This is a genomic window from Rhizobium sp. OAE497, from assembly GCF_040546565.1.
Classification (GTDB): Bacteria; Pseudomonadota; Alphaproteobacteria; order Rhizobiales; family Rhizobiaceae; genus Rhizobium.
In genome coordinates, this window is sequence record NZ_JBEPOA010000001.1 from 2,443,742 (window position 1) to 2,464,722 (window position 20,981).

The 20,981-nt window shown below is 62.6% G+C and carries 26 protein-coding genes; 13 read left to right on the top strand and 13 right to left on the bottom strand.

Annotated features, from left to right (window positions below; translation table 11 throughout):
• Positions 1-64: 64 nt before the first annotated feature.
• Complete coding sequence (locus ABIE40_RS12525; protein WP_112715590.1) at positions 65-1,789, bottom strand: peptidoglycan D,D-transpeptidase FtsI family protein; 1,725 nt, start codon at positions 1,787-1,789, stop codon at positions 65-67.
• Positions 1,790-2,108: 319 nt separating this feature from the next.
• Here ABIE40_RS12525 and ABIE40_RS12530 point away from each other — a divergent pair, with 319 nt between their 5' ends.
• Positions 2,109-3,347, top strand: a complete 1,239-nt coding sequence (locus ABIE40_RS12530; protein ID WP_199626887.1) for a hypothetical protein — start codon at positions 2,109-2,111, stop codon at positions 3,345-3,347.
• Positions 3,328-3,996, top strand: a complete 669-nt coding sequence (locus ABIE40_RS12535; RefSeq protein ID WP_199626889.1) for a capsular polysaccharide export protein, LipB/KpsS family — start codon at positions 3,328-3,330, stop codon at positions 3,994-3,996. The genes ABIE40_RS12530 and ABIE40_RS12535 overlap by 20 nt, the downstream gene beginning before the upstream one ends.
• Positions 3,997-3,999: 3 nt before the next feature.
• Here ABIE40_RS12535 and ABIE40_RS12540 read toward each other — a convergent pair whose 3' ends face one another.
• The 4 genes from ABIE40_RS12540 to ABIE40_RS12555 form a co-directional block, all read right to left on the bottom strand.
• On the bottom strand, positions 4,000-5,547 hold the full coding sequence (locus ABIE40_RS12540; RefSeq protein ID WP_199626891.1) for a SpoVR family protein: 1,548 nt from the start codon (positions 5,545-5,547) through the stop codon (positions 4,000-4,002).
• Entirely contained in the window at positions 5,544-6,818 is a 1,275-nt protein-coding gene (locus tag ABIE40_RS12545; protein ID WP_199626893.1) for a YeaH/YhbH family protein, read from the bottom strand. Before ABIE40_RS12545 ends, ABIE40_RS12540 begins: the two co-directional genes overlap by 4 nt.
• An 18-nt stretch (positions 6,819-6,836) precedes the next feature.
• Positions 6,837-8,780, bottom strand: a complete 1,944-nt coding sequence (locus tag ABIE40_RS12550) for a PrkA family serine protein kinase (RefSeq protein WP_112715598.1) — start codon at positions 8,778-8,780, stop codon at positions 6,837-6,839.
• 349 nt (positions 8,781-9,129) lie between these two features.
• A complete protein-coding gene (locus ABIE40_RS12555; protein ID WP_130277906.1) occupies positions 9,130-9,381 on the bottom strand; it encodes a DUF982 domain-containing protein in 252 nt (83 codons plus the stop codon).
• A 194-nt stretch (positions 9,382-9,575) separates the two neighbouring features.
• Between ABIE40_RS12555 and ABIE40_RS12560 the strand changes: the two genes are divergently transcribed.
• Positions 9,576-9,716 carry a hypothetical protein gene (locus ABIE40_RS12560; protein ID WP_162708660.1) on the top strand — a complete coding sequence of 47 codons (141 nt, stop codon included), beginning with the start codon at positions 9,576-9,578 and terminating at the stop codon, positions 9,714-9,716.
• 12 nt (positions 9,717-9,728) lie between these two features.
• On the opposite strand, the gene ABIE40_RS12565 is transcribed toward ABIE40_RS12560, so the two are convergent.
• Positions 9,729-9,974, bottom strand: coding sequence for a BON domain-containing protein (locus tag ABIE40_RS12565; RefSeq protein WP_112715602.1), 246 nt, complete (start codon positions 9,972-9,974; stop codon positions 9,729-9,731).
• A 173-nt stretch (positions 9,975-10,147) separates the two neighbouring features.
• Between ABIE40_RS12565 and ABIE40_RS12570 the strand changes: the two genes are divergently transcribed.
• Both ABIE40_RS12570 and ABIE40_RS12575 read left to right on the top strand, forming a co-directional pair.
• Positions 10,148-10,738, top strand: a complete 591-nt coding sequence (locus ABIE40_RS12570) for a hypothetical protein (protein ID WP_130277905.1) — start codon at positions 10,148-10,150, stop codon at positions 10,736-10,738.
• Between the two features lie 98 nt (positions 10,739-10,836).
• Entirely contained in the window at positions 10,837-10,983 is a 147-nt protein-coding gene (locus tag ABIE40_RS12575) for a hypothetical protein (RefSeq protein ID WP_165402584.1), read from the top strand.
• Positions 10,984-11,004: 21 nt separating this feature from the next.
• Here the strand turns inward: ABIE40_RS12575 and ABIE40_RS12580 are convergent, their stop codons facing one another.
• Positions 11,005-11,187: a hypothetical protein gene (locus tag ABIE40_RS12580; protein ID WP_112715606.1), complete on the bottom strand. Its 183-nt coding sequence runs from the start codon at positions 11,185-11,187 to the stop codon at positions 11,005-11,007.
• A 204-nt stretch (positions 11,188-11,391) separates the two neighbouring features.
• On the opposite strand from ABIE40_RS12580, the gene ABIE40_RS12585 reads away from it, so the two are divergent.
• Together ABIE40_RS12585 and ABIE40_RS12590 are read left to right on the top strand one after the other, a co-directional pair.
• Positions 11,392-11,643, top strand: coding sequence for a DUF2188 domain-containing protein (locus ABIE40_RS12585; protein WP_112715608.1), 252 nt, complete (start codon positions 11,392-11,394; stop codon positions 11,641-11,643).
• A 41-nt stretch (positions 11,644-11,684) separates the two neighbouring features.
• A complete protein-coding gene (locus ABIE40_RS12590) occupies positions 11,685-12,017 on the top strand; it encodes a hypothetical protein (RefSeq protein ID WP_112715610.1) in 333 nt (110 codons plus the stop codon).
• Between the two features lie 3 nt (positions 12,018-12,020).
• Here the strand turns inward: ABIE40_RS12590 and msrC are convergent, their stop codons facing one another.
• Positions 12,021-12,509 carry a free L-methionine (R)-S-oxide reductase MsrC gene (msrC, locus tag ABIE40_RS12595; RefSeq protein ID WP_199626895.1) on the bottom strand — a complete coding sequence of 163 codons (489 nt, stop codon included), beginning with the start codon at positions 12,507-12,509 and terminating at the stop codon, positions 12,021-12,023.
• Positions 12,510-12,661: 152 nt separating this feature from the next.
• On the opposite strand from msrC, the gene ABIE40_RS12600 reads away from it, so the two are divergent.
• From ABIE40_RS12600 to tsaA, 4 genes are read left to right on the top strand one after another with little or no spacing between them, the layout of a single operon-like run.
• Positions 12,662-13,696 carry an iron ABC transporter substrate-binding protein gene (locus ABIE40_RS12600; RefSeq protein ID WP_199626897.1) on the top strand — a complete coding sequence of 345 codons (1,035 nt, stop codon included), beginning with the start codon at positions 12,662-12,664 and terminating at the stop codon, positions 13,694-13,696.
• Positions 13,693-14,730: a FecCD family ABC transporter permease gene (locus ABIE40_RS12605; protein ID WP_199626899.1), complete on the top strand. Its 1,038-nt coding sequence runs from the start codon at positions 13,693-13,695 to the stop codon at positions 14,728-14,730. Before ABIE40_RS12600 ends, ABIE40_RS12605 begins: the two co-directional genes overlap by 4 nt.
• Positions 14,727-15,509: an ABC transporter ATP-binding protein gene (locus ABIE40_RS12610; protein ID WP_199626905.1), complete on the top strand. Its 783-nt coding sequence runs from the start codon at positions 14,727-14,729 to the stop codon at positions 15,507-15,509. The genes ABIE40_RS12605 and ABIE40_RS12610 overlap by 4 nt, the downstream gene beginning before the upstream one ends.
• 12 nt (positions 15,510-15,521) lie before the next feature.
• Positions 15,522-16,046: a tRNA (N6-threonylcarbamoyladenosine(37)-N6)-methyltransferase TrmO gene (gene tsaA / locus ABIE40_RS12615; RefSeq protein ID WP_199626912.1), complete on the top strand. Its 525-nt coding sequence runs from the start codon at positions 15,522-15,524 to the stop codon at positions 16,044-16,046.
• A gap of 6 nt (positions 16,047-16,052) precedes the next feature.
• Here tsaA and ABIE40_RS12620 read toward each other — a convergent pair whose 3' ends face one another.
• The gene (locus ABIE40_RS12620) at positions 16,053-16,262 is read right to left on the bottom strand and encodes a TOBE domain-containing protein (protein WP_112715622.1); all 210 of its coding nucleotides are present in this window, start codon (positions 16,260-16,262) and stop codon (positions 16,053-16,055) included.
• Between the two features lie 136 nt (positions 16,263-16,398).
• On the opposite strand from ABIE40_RS12620, the gene ABIE40_RS12625 reads away from it, so the two are divergent.
• A complete protein-coding gene (locus ABIE40_RS12625; RefSeq protein WP_199626914.1) occupies positions 16,399-17,115 on the top strand; it encodes an NUDIX hydrolase in 717 nt (238 codons plus the stop codon).
• A 147-nt stretch (positions 17,116-17,262) separates the two neighbouring features.
• On the opposite strand, the gene ABIE40_RS12630 is transcribed toward ABIE40_RS12625, so the two are convergent.
• Both ABIE40_RS12630 and ABIE40_RS12635 read right to left on the bottom strand, forming a co-directional pair.
• Entirely contained in the window at positions 17,263-17,898 is a 636-nt protein-coding gene (locus ABIE40_RS12630) for a GntR family transcriptional regulator (RefSeq protein WP_112715628.1), read from the bottom strand.
• The gene (locus ABIE40_RS12635) at positions 17,895-19,079 is read right to left on the bottom strand and encodes a DUF2325 domain-containing protein (RefSeq protein ID WP_199626916.1); all 1,185 of its coding nucleotides are present in this window, start codon (positions 19,077-19,079) and stop codon (positions 17,895-17,897) included. Before ABIE40_RS12635 ends, ABIE40_RS12630 begins: the two co-directional genes overlap by 4 nt.
• 314 nt (positions 19,080-19,393) lie before the next feature.
• Here ABIE40_RS12635 and ABIE40_RS12640 point away from each other — a divergent pair, with 314 nt between their 5' ends.
• On the top strand, positions 19,394-19,648 hold the full coding sequence (locus ABIE40_RS12640; protein ID WP_199626918.1) for a hypothetical protein: 255 nt from the start codon (positions 19,394-19,396) through the stop codon (positions 19,646-19,648).
• A 450-nt stretch (positions 19,649-20,098) separates the two neighbouring features.
• On the opposite strand, the gene ABIE40_RS12645 is transcribed toward ABIE40_RS12640, so the two are convergent.
• Both ABIE40_RS12645 and ABIE40_RS12650 read right to left on the bottom strand, forming a co-directional pair.
• Complete coding sequence (locus ABIE40_RS12645) at positions 20,099-20,404, bottom strand: hypothetical protein (protein ID WP_112715633.1); 306 nt, start codon at positions 20,402-20,404, stop codon at positions 20,099-20,101.
• 106 nt (positions 20,405-20,510) lie between these two features.
• Positions 20,511-20,933, bottom strand: a complete 423-nt coding sequence (locus ABIE40_RS12650; RefSeq protein ID WP_112715635.1) for a secondary thiamine-phosphate synthase enzyme YjbQ — start codon at positions 20,931-20,933, stop codon at positions 20,511-20,513.
• Positions 20,934-20,981: the final 48 nt, after the last annotated feature.

Genomic DNA, 20,981 nt, shown 5'->3' on the forward strand with positions numbered 1-20,981 from the left:
GGGGTCGGGCGGCCGATTGACGTCACGCTGCTGCCACGAGATCACGTGGCCGTTCCAAAAGCCCTCAATAGCCCGCCAGCAGGTTCTGCCCGAAATCCGGTTCGACGCCCAAGAGCGGCGCTGTGCGCGCGATGATGTCGTGCACCATCGGGGCGGCGGTTTCTGCCGCCAGGTTCAGGTTGTGCACGCCGGTGAGCGGCTGGTCGATGAAGGACAGCACGACATATTTCGGGTTGGTCATCGGGAAGGCGGCGAGGAACGAGTTGAAGCTCAGCTTGTGTGAATAGACGCCATTGATGACCTTGTTGGCCGTCCCCGTCTTGCCGCCCACATGGAAGCCCGGAACATCGGCGGCGCGGCCGGTGCCCTGCTCGCCGTTCAAGCGGAACAGATAGCGGATCGTGTCGCTGGTGCTTTTCTTGACCACCTGGGATTCGGTCTTTTCCGCCTCTTCCTGGGTGCGTGGGAAGAAGGTTGGCTCGATCAGCTTGCCGTCGTCGATCAGTGCTGCACCCGCGACCGCCGTCTGCATCGGCGTCGTCGCCACGCCATGGCCGAAAGCGATGGTGATCGAGTTGATCTTCTTCCAGACCTTAGGCTGGCTCGGCGCCTTCACCTCGGGCAGTTCCGTCTGCATGCGTGACAGCAGGCCGAAGCGGGTCAGGTAGTCCTTCTGGATATCCATGCCGACCTTGTCCATCATCCGGGCGGTGCCGATGTTGGACGAGTAGCGGAAGATCTCAGGGATCGACAGCACGCGCCGTGGTACGTCGCGGTCGTCATGGATGGTGAAGCCGCCATAATGCAGCGGCGCGCTGGCATCGAAACTGTCGCTGAGCTTCACTGTCCCGGTATCGATCGCCATGGCGATCGAGAAGGTCTTGAACACCGAGCCCATCTCGTCGGTGCCGTTGCTCATCCGGTTCAGCCACCCCTCCCCGCCCGTCGCCTTCGGATCGTTCGGATCGAAATCCGGCGCCGAGGCCATGGCGATCACCTCGCCCGTATGGATATCGAGAATGACGGCCCCCGCCGACTTGCTTTGATAGGTGGTCAGCGCGTCCGTCACGACATCATGGACGATGTTCTGGGCGCGGATATCGATCGAGAGCTTCACCGGCTCCAGGCTGTTGTCGCTGGCAAGCCCGGTCGAGGCGAGGTCGGATAATCCCTGACTATCGAGATATTTCTCCATGCCGGCCACACCGTGATTGTCGATATCGACATAGCCGAGAATATGCGCGGCCGTGCGGCCTGCCGGATAGAAGCGCTTCACCTCCGGCCGGAAGCCAATCGCCGGCAGGCCGAGCGCCAGAACCTCGCTCTGCTGCTTCGGCGTCAGCTGGCGGCGCAGCCAGGTGAAGTGCGACTTGCGGTCGGAAAGCTTCTGGTAGAGCGACTTGCGATCGAGATCGGGAAACAGCTGCGTCAGCTTCTCCACCGCCTCGTCGGCATCGACGACGCGGATCGGCTCGGCAAACATCGAGACGGTGCGGACATCGGTGGCGAGCACCTGCCCATTGCGATCGACGATATCCGGCCGCGACGCGACAATAGCGTTCGGCGGGATGCTCGACGTCTCATCGTCTGTCAGCATCGCATAATAGACGAGCTTTCCGGTCATCGTAGAAAAGACCATGAGAAGAGCGCCCGCGAGCGTAAAGATACGCGATCGCGTCTGCTTGTCTCGGCGGCCACTGGATCGCAAACGCTTCTCGCGCGATCCGGAACCGAAGGTCAGTCTGACAACCCGGCCACTCCGGGAGGTTACGGCATGAATAATCGACATGGGGCAATGCAGGGATCACGGAGGAAAAGCCGGCGCGCTATTTCCGCGATTGATTCCTAGCTAGCGCCGTTAAGCCTAACAGACCCTTAACCGGGAATGCGGGTTGTTATATTGGCGCTCGCCACCCGACCCGGCCGACCAAAATCCGCCTCGCGTTCACGAGAATGTGAAGACGCCTGATGCATCATTTGCAGCCGCAAATTCAGCCTGGAAGCCGCCTGAGAACGCTGAGGTTGCAGGAAGCCGAACAACGCGCTAGGTCAAAACGGCTAGCCGCCGCTCGCTGCGGCTACCCCTTCCGCGGATGAACGACGGCGCCATGAACTATCTCACCGACCGCGTGTCGGAATTCGTCCAGGACCTGATCGAAGGCAAGAAGCATCTCGGCGCGGTCGGCGCGCTGCTGGCGGTCCTCGCCTGCCTCACACGCATCCTGCCGATGCGGGCGCAGCGTCAGCGGATTTGCGATGGCAGGCTCTATATTGCCTGCCTGCAGAGGGATTACCGCAAGGCGGCGATGATCCTCACGGCGTTTGCGAAACACGACCGGCCGGGCGCCGATGCGATGCGGCTTTTCTTGCAGGAAATCCTTGTCCATATCGATGCGAAGCATGCCCGCACGCTTCAGGCCGCGCGTCACTTCGATCCTGATCTCGCTCCGGTTCTCGACGCGGCACTTCTCTGGGCCGATGGCAAATCGGCTGAGGCCCTCGATAAGCTGGATATCATCCCGAAGAGCTTTCCGGCACGCGTGCAGGCGGCCGAACTGAAGCGGGCATTTCTGCTGGAGGGGCGCCATCACGAGCAGTTTGCCGAGGATGGCATCAGGCGGCTTGCCGACGATGCCGATCGCCCGATGTTTCAATACGCCTCTTCCGTTGCGGCCGCGGCCGATAGCGCCGGGCGAACGGACCTTCTGCGCACCGCGATCGAAAGGATCGAGCGGGATCGCGCGGCGATCCAGAAGAGTGATCGGGCGCTCTCGCGCTACGCCCAGCATGCTGTCGATGCCTCGATGTGGCTCCTCGATCTCGAAGGCGCCAAGCAGGTCATCGCAGCGCTCCGCCGCCGGGGAATGGATACGGCCGCCAGCCGCCTGGAGCGTCGCATCCGGCTCGGTGAGATCGAGGCGATGTCGCCCCTGATCCGCAAGGCACACCAGGATATCCTGGCGCGCGCCGGTATGCTCGCGGCTTCGCCTGATGATGCCGATGCCGTGCTGGTCATCCCCTCGGCAGCGTTGCGCGCCAACAAGATCGATTATCCGGGCTTCCGTGCCGATATCCGCTTCGTGCTGCAGACCATCGCCGCACATCTTGATGCGCTCGGCATGTCCTATCAGGTCCGCGGCCAGGTCAAGCTGCACGGAACGGAGGACTTGCGCCTTCCCTTCTTCGCCTATCACGGTGTCGGGCGGCAAGAACGGCCTGCATTTCAAGGAGACCGATCGCCCGTCGCGCTTCAGCTTCGATACCGGTGGCTATTCCGGCTGGTCGGATTTCTCCAAGCAGCAGGCTGCGGACCTCCCGCTCGCAGACGTGGATGCATCGGTCGCTGAAAACTATTTCCGCAAGGATCAGCAGCGCATCATCGCCAACAACATTTCGAAATACCGCCAGGACCCGCTCGATACGCAAACGCCCCTGCCCGAGCGGTTCGTCTTCGTCGCCCTGCAGATGGTCGGCGACTCCGTTCAGGAGCTGGCGCATTTCACGCCGATGGAGATGCTCGATGAGGTCATCGCCGCCTGCGCCAGGCGCGGCTACACCGTCGTCGTCAAGCGCCACCCGCTCTGCGGATCGGCAGCCGTCGGTCGCTATCTCGCAGAGGCGCAGGGCTCGGGGCGCATCACTCTCGCATCAGGCAGCATCCACGCGATCATCGCCCGCGCGGCCGCCGTCTGTGTCGTCAATTCCGGTGTCGGCGCCGAGGCGCTTCTGCACGAGAAGCCCGTCTATGTTTTCGGCCGCGCCGATTACATGGGCGCCTGCTTTGTCTGCGCTACGGCAGGCGACTTCGACCGGCAATTCCAACCGGGCCGCAGCGCCCTGTCCCGTGAGGAGCTTCACCGCTTCTGGTACCTGCTGCGGGAGAGCTACGCCGTCGATCTCGGCAACAGGGACGAGGCCAAGAAAGAGATCACCAGAAGGGTCGACGATCACCTTCGCAGGGTCGCAGCGCAGGCTGCCATCGAAAAGGCGTCCTGAGCGTTAGAACAGCTTGCCTCGCGGGCTCGCGTGATGCTCTGCGACGATCGCGTCGTCGCCATCGATCTCCTGCAGCAGCACATCGTAGCCCCAGAGGTCGGCGAGGTGCTGGAGGACCAGCTTGGTATCGTTTTCCTGCAGCATCCAGTCGTTGGTGACGCGGTGCTGGACGAGCAGGCGCCGGTCGCCGGCGAGATCGACGTCGACGATCTCGATGCCGGGGTCGGTCCAGCCGATGTCATACTCTCGGGCGAGCTGGCGGCGGATGCGGCGATAGCCGCGCTCGTCATGGATCGCCGAGACGAGGATGCCCTCCTCCTGCTCCGGATCGTCATAGAGGTGGAAGAGCCGCAGCTGGCGGATCAGGTGCGGGCTGAGGAACTGCGCTACGAAGCTTTCGTCGCGGTAATCGGCCCAGATGCCGCGCAGCACACCCATGACGTCGCCGCGTCCGGCAATATCGGGGAACCAGGAACGGTCCTCCTCGGTCGGCTGCGTCACGATGCGCTCGATGTCCTGCATCATCGCAAAGCCCAGCGCATAGGGGTTGAACCCCGAGAAGCGGCGGTCGTCGTAAGTCGGCTGGAAGACGACATTGGCGTGCGACTTCAGGAACTCGAGATAATTGCCGTCGCTCAGCTGCCCCTTGTCATGCAGCCGGTTCATGATCCGGTAGTGCACATAGGTGGCGGTCCCCTCGTTCATCACCTTGGTCTGGCGTTGCGGGTGAAAATATTGCGCCACATGGCGAACGATGCGCAGGATCTCGCGCTGCCAGGGCTGCAGCCGCGGCGCCGATTTCTCGAGAAAATAGAGGAGATTGTCCTGCGGCAGGCCGAGGGCGGCGCGCCGCCGCTCGAGGTCGATATCGGCGGCACTCGCCGCCTTTCCCGCCGGCACAGTGCGCCAGAGATCGTTGAACATCTGCTCTTCGTGGCGCCGGCGCTCCTCTTCGCGCTTCTGCTCCTCGCGCAGATTGAGCTTCACCTTGCCGGCATGGCGGTGGACGCCGTGCGACATCAGCGCATGCGCGGCATCCAGCGTCCGCTCGACGGCGATCTCGCCGTAGCGCTCCTCGCAGCGGGCGATATAGCCCTTGGCGAAATCGAGATAGTCGAGAATGCCCTCGGCATCCGTCCAGAGTTTGAAGAGATAGTTGTTCTTGAAGAAGTGGTTATGGCCGAAGGCGGCGTGGGCGATGACCAGCGTCTGCATCGTCGCCGTGTTTTCTTCCATCAGGTAGGAGATGCAGGGTGAGGAATTGATGACGATCTCATAGGCGAGATCGCGCATGCCGCGCCGGTAGAAGGCTTCGTGATGGGCAAAATGCTTGCCGAAGGACCAGTGGCGGTAGAAGAGCGGCATGCCGGTCGAGGAATAGGCATCGAGCATCTGCTCCGAGGTGATCACCTCGATCTGGTTCGGATAGACGTCAAGGCCGAGTTCTTTGAGGGCGATGTCCTCGCAGGCATCGTGGATGCGCTGCAATGTCGAGAAGTCCCAGTCGGCGCCCTCGAAGAGCAGTCTTTCCTTCACCGCCGCAGCCGTCATGGCGCCACCTTTTCTCCGTCGCGTTTCTGGAACAGATCGTGGAACACAGGGAAGATTTCATTCTTCCGGCAAACCTTGCGCATCGATAGCGGCAGTGCCGCGGCCCGGATGCTGTCATAGAGCGCCCAGAGCGGCGAGCGCGAGACGGAGGAGTCGCCGCTTTCCTCGTCGACCTCGATATAGGCGAAGTACTGGCAGAGCGGCAGGATCTCGTGCTGCAGCAGCTGGCCGGTGGTCGACCCGTCCGAATAGGAATTGTCGCCATCGGAGGCCTGGGCCGCGTAGATGTTCCACTCGGCCGGATCGAAGCGCGCCGCGATGATCTGGCGCATGCAGGCGAGCGCACTGGAGACCAGCGTGCCGCCGGTGGCGGGACCGTAGAAGAAGGTCTCCTCGTCAACCTCTTCGGCGCGGTCGGTATGGCGGATGAAGACGATCTCCACCTTCTTGTAGCGCTGCGACAGGAACAGGTAGAGCAGCAGATAAAAGCGCTTGGCGAGATCCTTCATATGCTCGGACATCGAGCCAGAGACGTCCATCAGGCAGAACATCACCGCCTTGGCGACCGGCTTCGGCTCGTCCTCGAAGCGGCGGTAGCGCACGTCGAGCGGGTCGATATAGGGAATGCGCTTGCTCTTCTCGTTGAGAGACTTGAGCTCGATCTCCAGGGCCGCCTTCTTCTCCTCGTCGTCGGTCTCCTCGATCTCACGCTTCAGCGCCTCGATTTCCTCGGTGCGTGGGCGCTTCAGCGCGATGCGGCGCATCATGGCAAGCCGCGAGGTGCGGGCGACGGCGATGTTGGAGGGGGAGCCGGAGACCGAGAAGCCTGCCCGTGCCGGGCTGAATTCCTCGGTTTCGCTCAGCCGTCGCTTTGCGAGATCGGGAAGCTCCAGATCGTCGAGGAAGACGTCGAGGAATTCTTCGCGGGTCAGAACGAAGCGGAAGCTGTCTTCGCCATCCCCCTCGCCTGCTTCCTTCGGCTTGCCGCCGCCGCGGCCGGGTGGCCGCGGAATGATGTCGCCCTCGACGAAGGCTCTGTTGCCGGGGAGCACCTGATCGCTGATGCCCCCCTCACCGCGCCGGAAACTCGGCTCGGTCATTCCGTCGATCGGCAGGCTGATCTCGCCGCCATCGAGCACATCACGGATGTTCCGGTTCTGCAGGGAGCGTTTCACCGCTTGCTGCACGGCGCTCTTGGCACGCCGCAAGAACCGTTGACGATTTTCCAGACTTTTACCGCGCGGATTCAGCCGGCGGTCGACGATGTGCATGTTGGCTCCAGTTTTACATTAACCCGCCTGTTTGACGCGCATGTACCACTCCACCAGGCGGCGCACTTGCCGCTCGGTATATCCGCGCTCCGTCATCCGGGACACGAACTCGCTGTGTTTCTTCTCGGTGTCGCCATCCTTCTTCGAGCCGAAGGAGATGACCGGCAGGAGATCCTCGACCTGCGAGAACATCCGCTTTTCGATCACTTCCCTGATCTTCTCGTAGCTCGTCCAGGACGGGTTCTTGCCGCCGTTGTTGGCCCGCGATCTCAGGCAGAACTTGACGATCTCGTTGCGGAAATCCTTAGGATTGGCGATCCCCGCAGGCTTTTCGATTTTCGTCAGTTCCTGGTTCAGAAGCTCGCGGTCGAGCAGCTGGCCGGTATCGGGATCCTTGAAGTCGACGTCTTCGATCCAGGCGTCGGCATAGTCGACGTAACGGTCGAAGAGGTTCTGGCCGTAGTCCGAGTAGGATTCGAGATAGGCCTTCTGGATTTCGTTGCCGATGAACTCCGCATAGCGCGGCGCCAGATCGGCCTTGATGAACTCCATGTAGCGTTTCTCGGTCTCGTCGGGGAATTGCTCCCTGCGGATCGCCTGCTCCAGCACATACATCAGATGCACCGGATCGGCGCCGACTTCGCTCGTATGGTGATTGAAGGTCGATGCCAATATCTTGAAGGCGAAGCGGGTCGAAACCCCGTCCATCCCCTCGTCGACACCGGCCGCATCCTTGTATTCCTGGACGCTTCTGGCCCGCGGGTCGGTTTCTTTCAGGCTCTCGCCGTCATAGGCCCGCATCTTCGAGAAGTAGGTCGAGTTTTCGTGCTTGCGCAGCCGCGACAGAACCGAGAAGCGGGCAAGCATTTCGAGCGTGCCGGGAGCGCAGGGCGCATCGGCCAGTTCTGATCCCTCGATGAGCTTGTCGTAGATCTTCTCTTCTTCGGTCACCCGCAAACAATAGGGAACCTTGATGACGCAAATGCGGTCGATGAAGGCTTCATTGTTCTTGTTGGCCTTGAACGTCTGCCATTCCGCTTCGTTCGAGTGGGCGAGAATGATGCCGGAGAAAGGCACGGCGCCGATATTCTCAGTACCGATATAGTTACCTTCCTGCGTCGCCGTCAGCAGCGGATGCAGCATCTTGATCGGCGCCTTGAACATTTCGACGAATTCGAGAATGCCCTGGTTGGCGCGGTTCAGGCCGCCGGAATAGCTGTAGGCATCCGGATCGTTCTGCGAGTAGTGCTCCAGCTTGCGGATATCGACCTTGCCGACCAGCGAGGAGATGTCCTGGTTGTTCTCGTCGCCGGGCTCGGTCTTGGCGATCGCGATCTGGCGCAGCCGCGAGGGCTGCATCCTGACGACGCGGAATTTTGAGATATCGCCGCCGAATTCGTCGAGGCGCTTCAGGCACCAGGGGCTCATCAACCCCGTCAGCCGCCGTGTCGGGATCTTGTACTGCTCCAGCAGCATTTCGCCCATGGTGGCGGGATCGAAGAGATTGAGCGGGCTTTCGAAGACCGGGCTTATTTCGTCGCCGGCCTTCAGCACATAAATGGGGTGGGCCTCCATCAGCTGCTTCAGCCGCTCGGCAAGGGAGGATTTGCCGCCGCCGACAGGGCCGAGCAGATAGAGGATCTGCTTGCGCTCTTCGAGCCCCTGGGCCGCGTGCCGGAAGAAGGATACGATCCGCTCGATCGTCTCTTCCATGCCGTGGAAACCGTTGAAAGCCGGATAGCTGCGGATTGTCCGGTTCATGAAGATGCGTCCGAGACGCGCATCCTTTGCCGTATCGACCATTTCAGGGTCGCCGATCGCTGCAAGCAGCCTCTCGGTGGCGTTGGCATAAGCCATCGGATCTTTCTTGCAGAGGGTCAGATAGTCGGCGATCGACATATCCGTTTCGCGTCGCGCTTCGTAACTCCTCGCAAACGCATCGAACAACGATTCATTCAGCATGGGGCCTCCATTGCGGGTTGTGCCACAGCCTCCAGGGTGCCCGATCACGCATGCCGCGATCTTGCATCCCGTTGGGAAATCATATGTTTCGTGAATTGATAGGACACCTGACGGTCAACCATTTCAATGCACGTTTACGTGCATTCACCGTAGTCGAGGCTCGTACCAAACTATCTGCTATATTAGCGAATTGCGCCGACAAGCGGTATCGGAAAATTTGGGGACATGACATATCCGTCAAAAAGGTGTGTTATTTCGCCACTGATTCTTTTGGCGTAATGCCGACTCTCCCGCGCGGCTTTTTCGCGATGCACCCACTAAATTTTGCGGTGCAGCATCACCATAAGTCTTAGGCCGCAAGCTTTATGTGGATATGTGCCTCATTTGCCGCATCGATGAAGGCGCGGCGTGCGGTGGCCGGCTGCTTCTTTCCTCGAATCGACAACAGGCACATGCGCAGCGCCCGGTCATAGGCCTCGCCGTGATCGACCGGCCATTCCTCCATCAGATAGGCGGCTGCGTCATACGTGTTCTCGACGGTGCGGATGCCGAGCTCGGGGAGCTTCAGGGCAACGGGATCGGGCCAATAATTCTTGTCCATGGCGAAAACCTCCTGAGGGTAAACGGCCCAGTTGCAGTTTGGTTTTCGTGGCTTGTCGCTGGTGGTTTACGCTTCCTTTGCCGATGATCTTTATGATGTTCCATCATGACACGGCGGAAAAATGCGCTATGCTCCCGGCCAGCGGGAACTTTGGGCCGCCGCATGTGTTCTAGCTTAATTCGGGGAACAGTCAGATGCTGCTCAAGTCGCCGGTCTTCGTGGTTTCAGTTCTGGCCGTCATCATGGCGGGCCTTGTCATGCTGAACCCGTTCGGCCGCAATCTGACCGAACCGATGACGACGGGAAGCATCAGCGTCTCGTCGCCCGTTCACTGACCGCTCTGCCTGCTAGGGCATTCTCACAAGATTGCAGACATGTGTACCGACGATCGAGCGGGCGATCTCGCCTGCCTGTTCGATGACGGAGGCGCTCGGCGCCGTGCCTTCGAGGAAGATCGTTCCGGCTTCCTCGACGACCTCGATATGGGCATCTTCCATGCCGGCACCGTAGGCGATCGCTGAGGACACGCTTTCGGCCGCTCCAACCAATGTGGCGCCGACAAGCTTGCTGGATTGAATGAATGAGCTGAACATCGTCGTGTTCCTCCTGATGGTGAAACGCGCAATGGCGCATTCCGTTCATCTAGCATTCATCTTTGTGGAGAAGATGGCAGAGGGAACAATGCCCGATCATCCCCGTTAGACCCGGCAGGTAAGCCGGGAGCCCGCATCGGGCGCGGCTCCGGCAAAACCGGAGGAGAACGGCAATGGCAAATCTCTACAGCGACAATCTGACGACCGGCCAAAGGGGCTCGGCCTATAATACGCTGACCGCATTCTTCGACAGCCGCGCCGATGCAGAACAGGCCGTCAGCCGCCTGCAGGATGCTGGTATTGCGAGCAACAACATCCGCTTCATGCCGGGCTACGAAGCCGACAATGCGGCCGTAGCCGGGGTCAGCGAACGCTCCGGCTTCTGGGCCGCTCTCGAAGACTGGTTCTTCCCGGACGATGACCGCACCGTCTATGCCGAAGGCCTGCACCGCGGCGGCTTCCTCGTTTCCGTCAGCGTCGATGACGCCCAGCACGATATGGCCCACGACATTCTCGATGACGAAGGCAGCATCGACATGGACGAACGCGCCGACATGTGGCGCAGCGAAGGTTGGGAAGCCAGCAACAGCTCGTTTGCCGGCATGGCGAACAAGGGCAATGCCGCCGACGATCTCGCCGTCGCCGACGAAGCCTTCCCTGAGGAAAATCCGGCGATCGGCGCCCGCGACGACAGCCACGGCTCGTCACGCGTCCGCGCTTACCACTTCGACCAGATGGCGCCGGGCTACCGCCGCGATCACTGAGCCTATGCTGCAAGACGGGGCCGGCACATCACCGGCCTCGCTGCTTGGCGACGGCCTGATACGCCCTATCTGCTGAGGATATCAGAAGGGATCGCGCCATGACCGACAAGAAAAAGCCAGCCAAGGAACAGAAGACCGTCAAGGAGCAGGATGACTATCTCGAGGAAGCGCTCGAAGAGACCTTCCCGGCGAGCGATCCGATTTCTCCAGGCCGCGTCGACAAGAAGCCAACCGACAAGAAATGATGATTGCCGGGCGGGCGCCCGCTAGCGCAGTGCTGCGCGTCCGTCTTCTTCGGAAGCGGCGTGTGGTGCCTCGGCGGGCTCGGGCGCGACCTCGTCGGCGATCGCCGACAGATCGATATTGCCCCAGATCGACTTTTCCTTGCTGCGATCGACGCGACGGGACGATTTGACTTCTACGATGAACGGCTTCGATTGAGCGCGCATAGGGGTCCTGTTGAAATCTATTGAAGCGAATCCTTCAACGCACTCAGCCTACGAAGCGTTCCACGCCGCCGCAAGACGCCCTTCCTGACTTATCCAGCCCCACGCATGCCTCGCGCCCGGAACAAGGCTGGCCCATAAGCGTTGATCCCTGCGCATGGCAGCTGCCCCGAAAAAATCACCATTAAACGCTTGAAGGAAAATCCGATGTCGATTACGTACCACGTCGGCGAACACGACGAGGCCTGGGCTTACCGCCTGGGTGATGTCTGGTCTGAAGCCTTTCCAACTCACGAACTCGCATTGGCCGCGGCAAAGCAAGCCGCAGAGCGGCAGCAGCTTGGCGGTCAGGATGCGGAGATTACCTTTCAGCGTGCGGACGGCACGTGGACGACAGAACTTGCGAACGGTGGTGACCGCCCGCAAGCCGATGTCGTTGACGATGCGCCGGACAAATAGACACATGACATAATAAGGCTTCGGCCGAAAAAGACGACGGAATGACCCTGAAAGAACGTTTTTTGAAATCGCAGCATGCGTGGATGATCGGCGCCTGCTATTCCCCGAGACACCCGGATTTCTCGCGCTATGGCGGCCTCGACGTGGCTGTCGCGCCCCGCTGGCGGGAATCCCCGGACGCCTTCATCAACGATATGATGGACAGCCTGCCCCGCCGCCTCGCCGAGCGCCAACTGGCGTTGCGCAATCCCCGCCGCCCGTTCGAGCCCGGCAATGTCGAATGGGTGTTCACAAGCAAGCACCGCGGCCTGCGCGCGCCGGATGGCGCACGCCTTGCCAACGGCTCATCCCTCAGCCGCCAGCGGCGGATGTAACAATCAGAAGCTCGCGGCGATGAAGATTGCCGCGAGCTTTTCGATGCCGGCCTGATCCTCGGCATCGAAACGCGACGGCACCGGGCTGTCGAGATCGATGACGCCAATGACGCGTCCCTCATGGATCAAAGGCACGACAAGCTCCGAACGCGACGCGGCATCGCAGGCGATATGGCCTGGGAAGGCATGCACGTCCTCGGCCAATACGGAGCTCTTCCGCTCCACCGCCGTGCCGCAAACGCCCTTCCCGACCGGAATACGCACGCAGGCAGGCTTGCCCTGGAACGGCCCGAGCACCAGCTCGCCCTCGCTCTTCAGAAGATAGAACCCCGCCCAGTTCAGCTCCGGCATCATCTGGAACATCAGTGCCGAGGTATTCGCCGCATTGGCGATCATGTCGCTCTCGCCCGTCAGCAGCGCTTCCAGCTGCTGCGCCAGCTCGCGGTAGAATTCCGCCTTGTTCGCGTGATCGATCGTTGCCGTCTGAAACATCTGATGCCTGCCTTCCTGTTGCGCCAGATATAGGCGTCTGCCCGCCCGCGCTTCAAGGCCGATCGGCGTCTCTCCACGGCAACTGGAGATATTCCAACAGATATAACGCTATGCCATAGTGCGGTTCCGATCCAAGCGAGCCGCCAACCGCCATGAAGTTCTTCGCCGCCCTCCTCCTCGCCGCGCTCAGCCTGACCGCGGCCGAAACTCAGGCCCGGACCATTACCGACGCCGCCGGCCGCAAGGTCGAAATCCCCGATACGGTGAAGCGCGTGCTGGCCGCCGGGCCGCCGGCTTCGGTGCTCGTCTATGTGCTGGCTCCGGACAAGCTCACAGGCTGGGTGCGCCAGCCGGGCGATGCCGAAAAGCAGTTCCTGATGCCATCGGTCCGCGATCTCCCGACCTTCGGCCAGCTGACCGGCAAGGGCGGCACGGCCAACATGGAAGCAGTGCTCGCCGCAAAGCCCGACATCATCATCGATGTCGGCACGGTCAACCCGACCTACGCCTCGCTTGCCGACAAGGTGCAGGCGCAGACCGGCATTCCCTATGTGCTGATCGACGGCAGCTTCGCCCGCAGCGCCGAGACGCTACGCGAGGCCGGAGACATCCTCGGCACCGGCGACCGTGCCGAAAAGCTCGCGACCTATGCCGAGGCGAAGATATCCGATCTCAACACCAAGCTCGCCTCGATCCCGGAAAGCGATCGCTCCCGCGTCTACTACGGCCGCGGACCGGAGGGCCTCGAGACCGGTCTTTCCGGCTCGATCAATCTCGAAATCCTCGGTGCAGTCGGCGCCACCAATGTCGCCGCGGCTGCCGGCAAAGGCGGCCTGACCCAGGTCTCGCTCGAACAGATCCTCTCGTGGAAGCCGGATACCATCCTCGCCGCTTCGGGAAAATTCGCGGCCAGCGTCAAGTCCGACCCGCTCTGGAAGGACCTCGATGCGGTCAAGAACAACCGCGTCTTCGTCACCCCGAACCTCCCCTTCGGCTGGTTCGACTCCCCGCCCGGCATCAACCGGCTGATCGGCATCAGCTGGCTCGAGCATCTCTTCTATCCGAAGCAGTTCACCGGCGACCTGAAGGCTGACGTGCGCGAGTTCTTCACGCTCTTCTATCAGGTGGACCTGACGGACGATCAGCTGGCGATGCTGCTGAAGGGCTCCGGCGCGCAATCGAAATGACCACGGCGGAAGAAACAGCAGGAGTGACGGAGACACCGGGCCATCGCTGGATCTGGCTCAGCCTCGCCGGTCTCCTGCTGCTCGCACTGCTGTCGATGATGACCGGCAAATACGGCGGCGGACCCGAGCCGCTGGTCGAAGCGCTCAAGCCGCTCTTCGGTGGCAAGACCGACGATCCGGTGCTGGCAACCGTGCTCTGGAATGTCCGCCTGCCGCGTGTTGCCGCCGCTGTCGTCGTCGGCGCGGCGCTAGCCGCTGCGGGCGCTACCTATCAGGGGATCTTCCGCAATCCGCTGGTCTCGCCCGATATTCTCGGCGTCTCGGTCGGCGCCAGTCTCGGCGCAGTTCTCGGCATCTTCCTGTCGCTGCCGGTCCTCGCCATCCAGGCGCTGGCCTTCGCCGGTGGCCTGCTCTCGGTCGCCGCGGTCTATGCGATCGGTGCGGCCGTCCGTCACCGCGATCCGGCCCTGACGCTGGTTCTGGCGGGCATCGCCATCCAGGCGCTTGTTGGAGCCGGGATTTCGCTGATCAAGATCCTTGCCGATCCCTATGACCAGCTTCCGGCGATCACCTACTGGCTACTCGGCAGCATGACCGCCATCACCCGTTTCGACGTGCTCTCGATCCTCCCCGCCGTCCTGCTCGGCCTGCTGCCGCTGGTGCTGCTGCGCTGGCGGATGAATGTCATGACGCTCGGCGACGAGGAAGCGCAGACGCTCGGCGTCGATACCAGGCGCACCCGCCTCGCCCTCGTCTGCGGCGCCACGCTGATCACCGCCGCCACCGTCTCGATCACCGGCATCGTCGGCTGGATCGGCCTGATCATTCCGCATATCGCCCGTATGCTGGTCGGCCCCGATTTCCGCCGCCTGCTGCCGGCTTCGATGATCGCGGGCGCCGCCTATCTGCTTGTTGTCGACATGCTCGCCCGCAGCATCGCCACCATCGAAGTCCCACTCGGTATCCTGACCGCCGTCGTCGGCGCGCCCTTCTTCCTCTGGCTGCTGACATCTGGGAAGCGAGGCTGGCAATGAGCCTCGATCTCCGGTCCCTCGCCTTCGGCTATGGCAGCAGGATCGTCGGCAGCGATCTGACGTTATCACTGATGACGGGCGAAGTGCTGGCATTGCTCGGCCCGAACGGCGCCGGCAAGACGACGCTGTTCAAGACCATGCTCGGCCTCCTGCCCGTCAAGGCCGGCGAGATCCTGCTCGACCGAAAGCCGCTGTCCTCCTGGCCGCGCCGGGAGCGGGCCACGCGCATCGCCTATGTGCCGCAGGCCCATGCCGCCCTCTTCCCCTTCTCCGTTCTCGATGTCGTGCTGATGGGCCGCGCCGCCCGCATCGCCCCCTTCGCGATGCCCTCGCGCCGCGACCGGCAGGTGGCGACAACTGCGCTCGAAAGCCTCGGCATGTCTGGCCTATCCTCCAAGCCCTATACCGAGATCAGCGGCGGCGAACGGCAGCTGGTGCTGATCGCCCGCGCCTTGGCACAGGAGCCCGAAATCCTGGTGATGGACGAACCCTCGGCAAGCCTCGACTACGGCAACCAGATGCGGGTGCTCGCCCATATCCGCGCCCTTGCCCGAAAGGGATTGTCGATCGTGCTCTCGACCCACAATCCCGATCACGCCTTCCTGGCTGCGGACCGCGTGGCGCTTCTCAACGAAGGCAAGCTCGCGGCACTCGGCCCGCCCGCCGAGGTGCTGACGCCGAAGGCACTCAAGGAACTCTACGATATCGATGTCGTGATCGGCGAGCTCGAGGGCAGCGCCCGCATCTGCGCCCCGCGCCTCGACCGCTTCTCGCTCTAGAAAGGAAAGACGATGGTCCGCGAAAACGAACTCCGGGAAAACGAAGTGGCGATTGATCCGCCGGAGGCGCGCGATGCCGGCCTCGTCTTCATCGGCAGCATCCGCACACCCTGGACATCGCGCATGGAAACGCCGCGGCAGGGTCGCCACGACGGCCCCGTCTGCCGGATCGAGATCTTCGAGCCATGGATCCCGGCGCTGAAGGGCGTCGAGGCATTCGAGCGGCTGGAAGTGCTCTACTGGCTCGATCGCTCCCGCCGCGATCTGGTGCTGCAGAGCCCGGCGAGCAACGGCAAGGTGCACGGCACGTTTTCCCTGCGCTCACCTGTGCGGCCGAACCCGATCGGCACCTCGATCGTCAAGCTGGAGAGCATCGAGGATGGCGCACTGCTGGTACGCGGCCTCGATTGCCTCGACGGCACGCCGCTCCTCGACCTCAAGCCGGACCGCACGCTGTTCAAACCGATCGCGCCGCCGCAAAAGGGCGACTTCGAGACCGGCGACGGCGGCAGTGCGCATTATTGCCAGAAAGCCTGACGCCGGTCAGTCGACGGCGACCATGACGTCGGAGGCCTTGACGACGGCATAGGCCTCGCCGCCGGCCTTCAGGCCGAGCTCGTCGACGGCCTCGTTGGTGATCGAGGCGGTCACGATGGCGCCATTGCCGATATCGATCCGCACATGCGCCGTCGTTGCACCCTTGGTGACTTCGACGACCTTGCCCTTGAGACGGTTGCGCGCGCTGATTTTCATGGGTTTTCCTCCGTGATTTGCGGCGACCTTAGCCGCCGCAGACGGCGCTTGTCAAAACGCCTGACCTCATTGCGTCAGCCGCCGCGAGTGGCTATCCCGGAGAGGACGAGACGATAGAGCCGGGAGACAGCAAGCGATGAAAGTCATCAAAATCGCCGCCGCCTTGATCGCGCGCCGCAATGGCGACGTGCTTCTGGTGCGCAAGAACGGCACCGAAGTCTTCATGCAGCCCGGCGGTAAGATCGAGCCCGGCGAGACGCCGGAGGCGGCCCTGATCAGGGAACTGCACGAGGAGATCGGCCTGAGCGTCGAGCAGGATGCCTTGCAGCCGATCGGCGAATTCCAGGCGATCGCCGCAAACGAACCGCATCACCGCGTCCATGCCGATCTCTTCCTGATCACCATCGACGATCCGAAAATCACAGTTGGCGGCGAGATCGACGAAATCGCCTGGGTGTCACCGGCCGCACCGGGCGATCTGCCAATGGCGCCGCTGACGGCGGATCATATCCTGCCCTTCTGGCAGAAATGGCGAACCACCGCCGGAGCGTGGAGAAAGAAAAGGCCCGGCGTTGAGACCGGGCTTTTCATTGTCAGTGAGGCGTTGCCTTGCGGGGTTATTGCGGCGTTGCCGGTGCGGGGGCTGCCGGAGCAGGCGCTGCGGGCGCCGGTGCGGCGGCAGGCGGCGTTGCCGGGGCTGCAGGCTCTGCCGCAGGCGGCGTTGCCGGTGCGGTCGAGGTCGCCGGCGGGGTCGCCGGTGCAGCAGGAGTCGTCGTTGTCGACGTCTCCCCGGCAGGCGCTGTCGCCGGTGCCGGACCCGACCGCGGCCAGTAGGTCGCAGCCAGTGCAATGATCACAATCGCCGCGGCAATGCCGATCCACATCGTCATCGACGAACGGCGTTCGCCCGGAGGCGAAGTCGGGTTTGGTCTGTTGAAGTCGTTTGTCATGGGTGTCCTCCTGTCGAGGAGTAACGCGAACTGCGTCAAAAGGTTCCACTTTACCGATAAGTGGCACCCGCCGCCGCACGCGATGCGCAAAGAGTGCCGGCTTTTTCCGCATCACCGGCATCGATCGCCTCGACGATCGCCCGGATTCCGGCCGTCCGCTGCCTCCGGTCCGCACCGTCCCGTTCCGTAACACCGCGCAGCATCACCACGCGGCCGCTAAGCTGCCGGAAGAACCCGGCTGCCACCTTGTTGCCGCAGCCATCGGCCAGCCGCGCGAAGAATTCCGTCTCCTTGATCAGCGCCTCGCGCTCGTCATCAGCCGTTTCCATGGCGGAAAGCAGCACGCGCAACTCGGCGATCTCCGCCTTTCCGGCATTGCGGGTAAAGCTCTCGGCAATCAGCCGCTCCAGCGCCTGGCGCGTGTCGTCGATCTCGCGCGCCTCCTGCATACCGATGGCAACGACCGAGCGGCCCCGCCGCCCGTTGATCAGCAGCCCCTCGGCATCGAGGTGCTGCAGCGCCTCGCGCAGAACGGTGCGGCTGATGCCCATCTCCTCGCAGATCTGCCGCTCGATCAGCTTCTGGCCGGGCTTCAGCGTGCCGAACAGGATGGAGTGACGCAGCGTATCCGTCACCTGCTCTCGAAGCGAAATGCTTCGCGGCAGGCTCAGTCCGAGATTGCTCATGCCGATGCGCTCCGGCGCGGCACGTCGGCATCGTCGCGCTCGGCGAGCAGATCCGATATGTCTCCGAGCGCCGCGATGAAGCTCGCAAGGCTGGCCGAGCGCAACGGCAGGAACGGTTTGCCCGCATCCCGGCAATGGCGCTTGACGATGCCCGCGGCCGAATGGCTGACGCAATCGACGGGAAACACAGTCACTGCACTCTGGGCAACGAGCCCGGGCAACAGCGACGTCGCCTCCTCCATGCCGCCATCATGAAACATCAGGTCCACCCCTGCCCGCGCCGCAAAGCTCCGCAGCCGGTCGAACAGGTTCTTCCGCCCGCCGACATAAAGGACCACCGTTCCAGCCAGCGACATGGACTGCGTGGCGCCGTGTTCTGTAACGCCGGAGAACGCCTGCTCCAGGCCATGGTTCTCTCGCAGCAGCGCGGCATTATCCTCGGCAGCGGCAGCCTCGCGCTTTGCGGCCGCGCGCAGTTGCGCCTCGGTCTCCGCCAGGCGCCGCTCCAGCGCCTCGGTCCGCTCGCGCGCAGCCTCCAGCTTTTCCAGTACCGCGGCCTCGACGGCACCAGCCGCCTCCGGAGCCTGGCTCGCCTTCACCGCGTTGACCCTGACGACGATATCCTCGAGCGCGTCGATCCTGCGCTGAAGCATGCTCCGCTCCTCGGCGGAAGACCGCAGCCGCTCTTCCTGCCGGGCGATCTTCTCGTCCTTGACCGCCACTTCATTCTGCAGCGCGCGCAACCGCGCCAAATCCAGGCGGCTCGAACTGCCGACCAGATGCGAGAGCATATGCACCTCGCCGAACACGTCCTGCAGCAGCGCATGATCGGTGGCGGGATGGCTGATGACGGCCCAATAGGCGCCGGAGATCTCGCCCTCGTCGAGGCAGGCATCCCACATCGCCCGGAGCTCCGCCGCCGTCGTCAGCCGCGCGAAGCGCTTGAGCACCGTCTCATGGCGCCGGTCCAGCGCCTTGTTCAACAGCTTGCCGGCAATATCGCGCTGACCGGCGGCACGCACGCCGCGGCCATGCAGGGCGTGATCGCTGGCCGTCTTCGCGTCGGCATCGCCGAGCTTGACGATCAACTGGCGCAATTCGGCTGCCGTCAGGCAGGTGCCGATGATCGAGCAATGGAAGGTCGGCGAGATCTCCCAGGTCTTGCGCCGCTGCGCCTTCACGGCATTTGGCGCCTGCGGCCTGCCCCCGGCAAGCAGCGAAAGCTCACTGGACGAGATTGTCTTTGGTCGGCTGTAATCGGCCAGAGGCGGCATATCGAACCCGAAGCGTTATATTCCAAGAAATATTACGCTATCACCAACGCACCGCCGCGGACAAGCGTTTCGCGCCGTCTTTCGCCTGTTGCGATCAATCCGGGTTCCCTCCTGCAGCCCTAAATTTCCGTAACAGCCTGTTCCCGAAGGTTATCCGCCGCCCGGAACCGACAGGAGAACCCGCCGTTCCCTCTCCATCGCTAAAACGGAGGTATTCGATAATGCGAAAGATGATTTGTGCTACGATGGCTGCGGTGGCAGCATTCACCTTCAGCGTTCCGGCCATGGCCGATACGGTCACGGTCAAGAAGCGCGTTTATACGCAAGACCGCGGCGAAGTCCGCCCGAGCATCAGGATCAGCGACCGCGGCGTCGCCATCGGCGCCTACCGCGAACGCGATCGTTGCGTGACCAAGAGCGTCACGCATGACAATGGCGAGCGCACCGTCACCAAGACGGTCAAGCGCTGCCGCTGACGGCATGACGGAGGCCCGGCAGAAGCGGAGCCCGGGTCTCCCGACAAACAGAACATCTCCGCATCGCCCCACGGGAGGGAACCATGTCTGACCAGCTGCCGATGTTCATCCTGCAATCGATCGCAGTTTTCGGGCTCGTGGGAGCCCTGTTCATTCGAGCGTAAAGCCCGGCTTCCGGGAGCTATCAGCATTCTTGATACCAGCATCAGAATGAATGAAGCAAAAGCGTACCGGAATAGACAAAAGTGTCCTTTGCAACCGTACCGCGGGGTACTAGATAACTCCCCGTCGCCTCTTCTTTTCCCCGAGGCGGCCTAGAACTCAGCCTCGCCCGTGCGAGGCTTTTTTCGTTTCAGGGCATAAAGAAACCGCCCTTGCCGCAATCCGGGGAGACCTTGGCAAAGGGCGGTTCTGTGCCGCCGCATCCGGGGAGACCGGCGGCTGCTACTGTTAGCGGCGGATCAGCGGGCAACCGCGAACGTTCGCAAAGGTCATTCTGTCCCAGCCGCGGCGGTCACGGCCGGACACCACAACGCGGCGAGGCGTCACGGCGGTCACGCGAACATCGCGCAGACCAGTCCAACGTGCCTTGCGCACGGCTTCCATCGGCGAGCAACCGCGCATCGGCGGGCGATACTGCACATCGACGATAGCGCCGCGGTCAGGGCTTGCTGCCGACGCAGCAGTCGTGCCGAACGGAATGGAGGCGATGGCAAGCAATGCCGCGAAGGAAGCCTTGGCAATAAAGTTGGTCATGTGGGGTTTTCCTCGTTTCAATGTGCAGTCGAACTCCCTTGCGGGGATGATTCGACAATAGAGAGCTAATTCTGAATGGTGTTCGAATTGCGCATTCAGATTCAGTTCAGCCACTGAAATGAAACACGATTTCGCGATGATGGGGCCGGTCGCGGTGTTCGAAAAGATAGATCCCCTGCCATGTCCCGAGCGCCAACCTGCCGTTGAGAACGGGGATCCCGATCGACACCTGCGTCAGCGCCGACTTGATATGGGCGGGCATATCGTCAGGCCCTTCCATCGTGTGAACGATCCAACGCATCGACGGATCGGACGATGGCGGTACGAGGCGGGCGAAGAAGGCTTTGAGATCGGTGCGCACATCCGGATCGGCATTTTCCTGGATCAGCAGCGAGCAGGACGTATGCCGCACGAAGACCGTCAGCAGCCCCTCCTCCGCATCCTGCGCCCGCACGAAGGCGACCGCCTCATCGGTGAATTCGTAGAGGCCCTGGCCGCGGGTCGCGACCGTGATCGAGGTGACTGGCATGCGGCAGGCTCCGGTTATCAGCTCCGGCTCACCTGTCGCGCCGCATGC

Coding starts and splice junctions, on each gene's coding strand:
- ABIE40_RS12525 (WP_112715590.1), bottom strand. CDS start 1,789: ATGTCGATTATTCATGCCGTAACCTCCCGGAGTGGCCGGGTTGTCAGA.
- ABIE40_RS12530 (WP_199626887.1), top strand. CDS start 2,109: ATGAACTATCTCACCGACCGCGTGTCGGAATTCGTCCAGGACCTGATC.
- ABIE40_RS12540 (WP_199626891.1), bottom strand. CDS start 5,547: ATGACGGCTGCGGCGGTGAAGGAAAGACTGCTCTTCGAGGGCGCCGAC.
- ABIE40_RS12545 (WP_199626893.1), bottom strand. CDS start 6,818: ATGCACATCGTCGACCGCCGGCTGAATCCGCGCGGTAAAAGTCTGGAA.
- ABIE40_RS12550 (WP_112715598.1), bottom strand. CDS start 8,780: ATGCTGAATGAATCGTTGTTCGATGCGTTTGCGAGGAGTTACGAAGCG.
- ABIE40_RS12555 (WP_130277906.1), bottom strand. CDS start 9,381: ATGGACAAGAATTATTGGCCCGATCCCGTTGCCCTGAAGCTCCCCGAG.
- ABIE40_RS12560 (WP_162708660.1), top strand. CDS start 9,576: ATGCTGCTCAAGTCGCCGGTCTTCGTGGTTTCAGTTCTGGCCGTCATC.
- ABIE40_RS12565 (WP_112715602.1), bottom strand. CDS start 9,974: ATGTTCAGCTCATTCATTCAATCCAGCAAGCTTGTCGGCGCCACATTG.
- ABIE40_RS12570 (WP_130277905.1), top strand. CDS start 10,148: ATGGCAAATCTCTACAGCGACAATCTGACGACCGGCCAAAGGGGCTCG.
- ABIE40_RS12575 (WP_165402584.1), top strand. CDS start 10,837: ATGACCGACAAGAAAAAGCCAGCCAAGGAACAGAAGACCGTCAAGGAG.
- ABIE40_RS12580 (WP_112715606.1), bottom strand. CDS start 11,187: ATGCGCGCTCAATCGAAGCCGTTCATCGTAGAAGTCAAATCGTCCCGT.
- ABIE40_RS12585 (WP_112715608.1), top strand. CDS start 11,392: ATGTCGATTACGTACCACGTCGGCGAACACGACGAGGCCTGGGCTTAC.
- ABIE40_RS12590 (WP_112715610.1), top strand. CDS start 11,685: ATGACCCTGAAAGAACGTTTTTTGAAATCGCAGCATGCGTGGATGATC.
- msrC (WP_199626895.1), bottom strand. CDS start 12,509: ATGTTTCAGACGGCAACGATCGATCACGCGAACAAGGCGGAATTCTAC.
- ABIE40_RS12600 (WP_199626897.1), top strand. CDS start 12,662: ATGAAGTTCTTCGCCGCCCTCCTCCTCGCCGCGCTCAGCCTGACCGCG.
- ABIE40_RS12605 (WP_199626899.1), top strand. CDS start 13,693: ATGACCACGGCGGAAGAAACAGCAGGAGTGACGGAGACACCGGGCCAT.
- ABIE40_RS12610 (WP_199626905.1), top strand. CDS start 14,727: ATGAGCCTCGATCTCCGGTCCCTCGCCTTCGGCTATGGCAGCAGGATC.
- tsaA (WP_199626912.1), top strand. CDS start 15,522: ATGGTCCGCGAAAACGAACTCCGGGAAAACGAAGTGGCGATTGATCCG.
- ABIE40_RS12620 (WP_112715622.1), bottom strand. CDS start 16,262: ATGAAAATCAGCGCGCGCAACCGTCTCAAGGGCAAGGTCGTCGAAGTC.
- ABIE40_RS12625 (WP_199626914.1), top strand. CDS start 16,399: ATGAAAGTCATCAAAATCGCCGCCGCCTTGATCGCGCGCCGCAATGGC.
- ABIE40_RS12630 (WP_112715628.1), bottom strand. CDS start 17,898: ATGAGCAATCTCGGACTGAGCCTGCCGCGAAGCATTTCGCTTCGAGAG.
- ABIE40_RS12640 (WP_199626918.1), top strand. CDS start 19,394: ATGCGAAAGATGATTTGTGCTACGATGGCTGCGGTGGCAGCATTCACC.
- ABIE40_RS12645 (WP_112715633.1), bottom strand. CDS start 20,404: ATGACCAACTTTATTGCCAAGGCTTCCTTCGCGGCATTGCTTGCCATC.
- ABIE40_RS12650 (WP_112715635.1), bottom strand. CDS start 20,933: ATGCCAGTCACCTCGATCACGGTCGCGACCCGCGGCCAGGGCCTCTAC.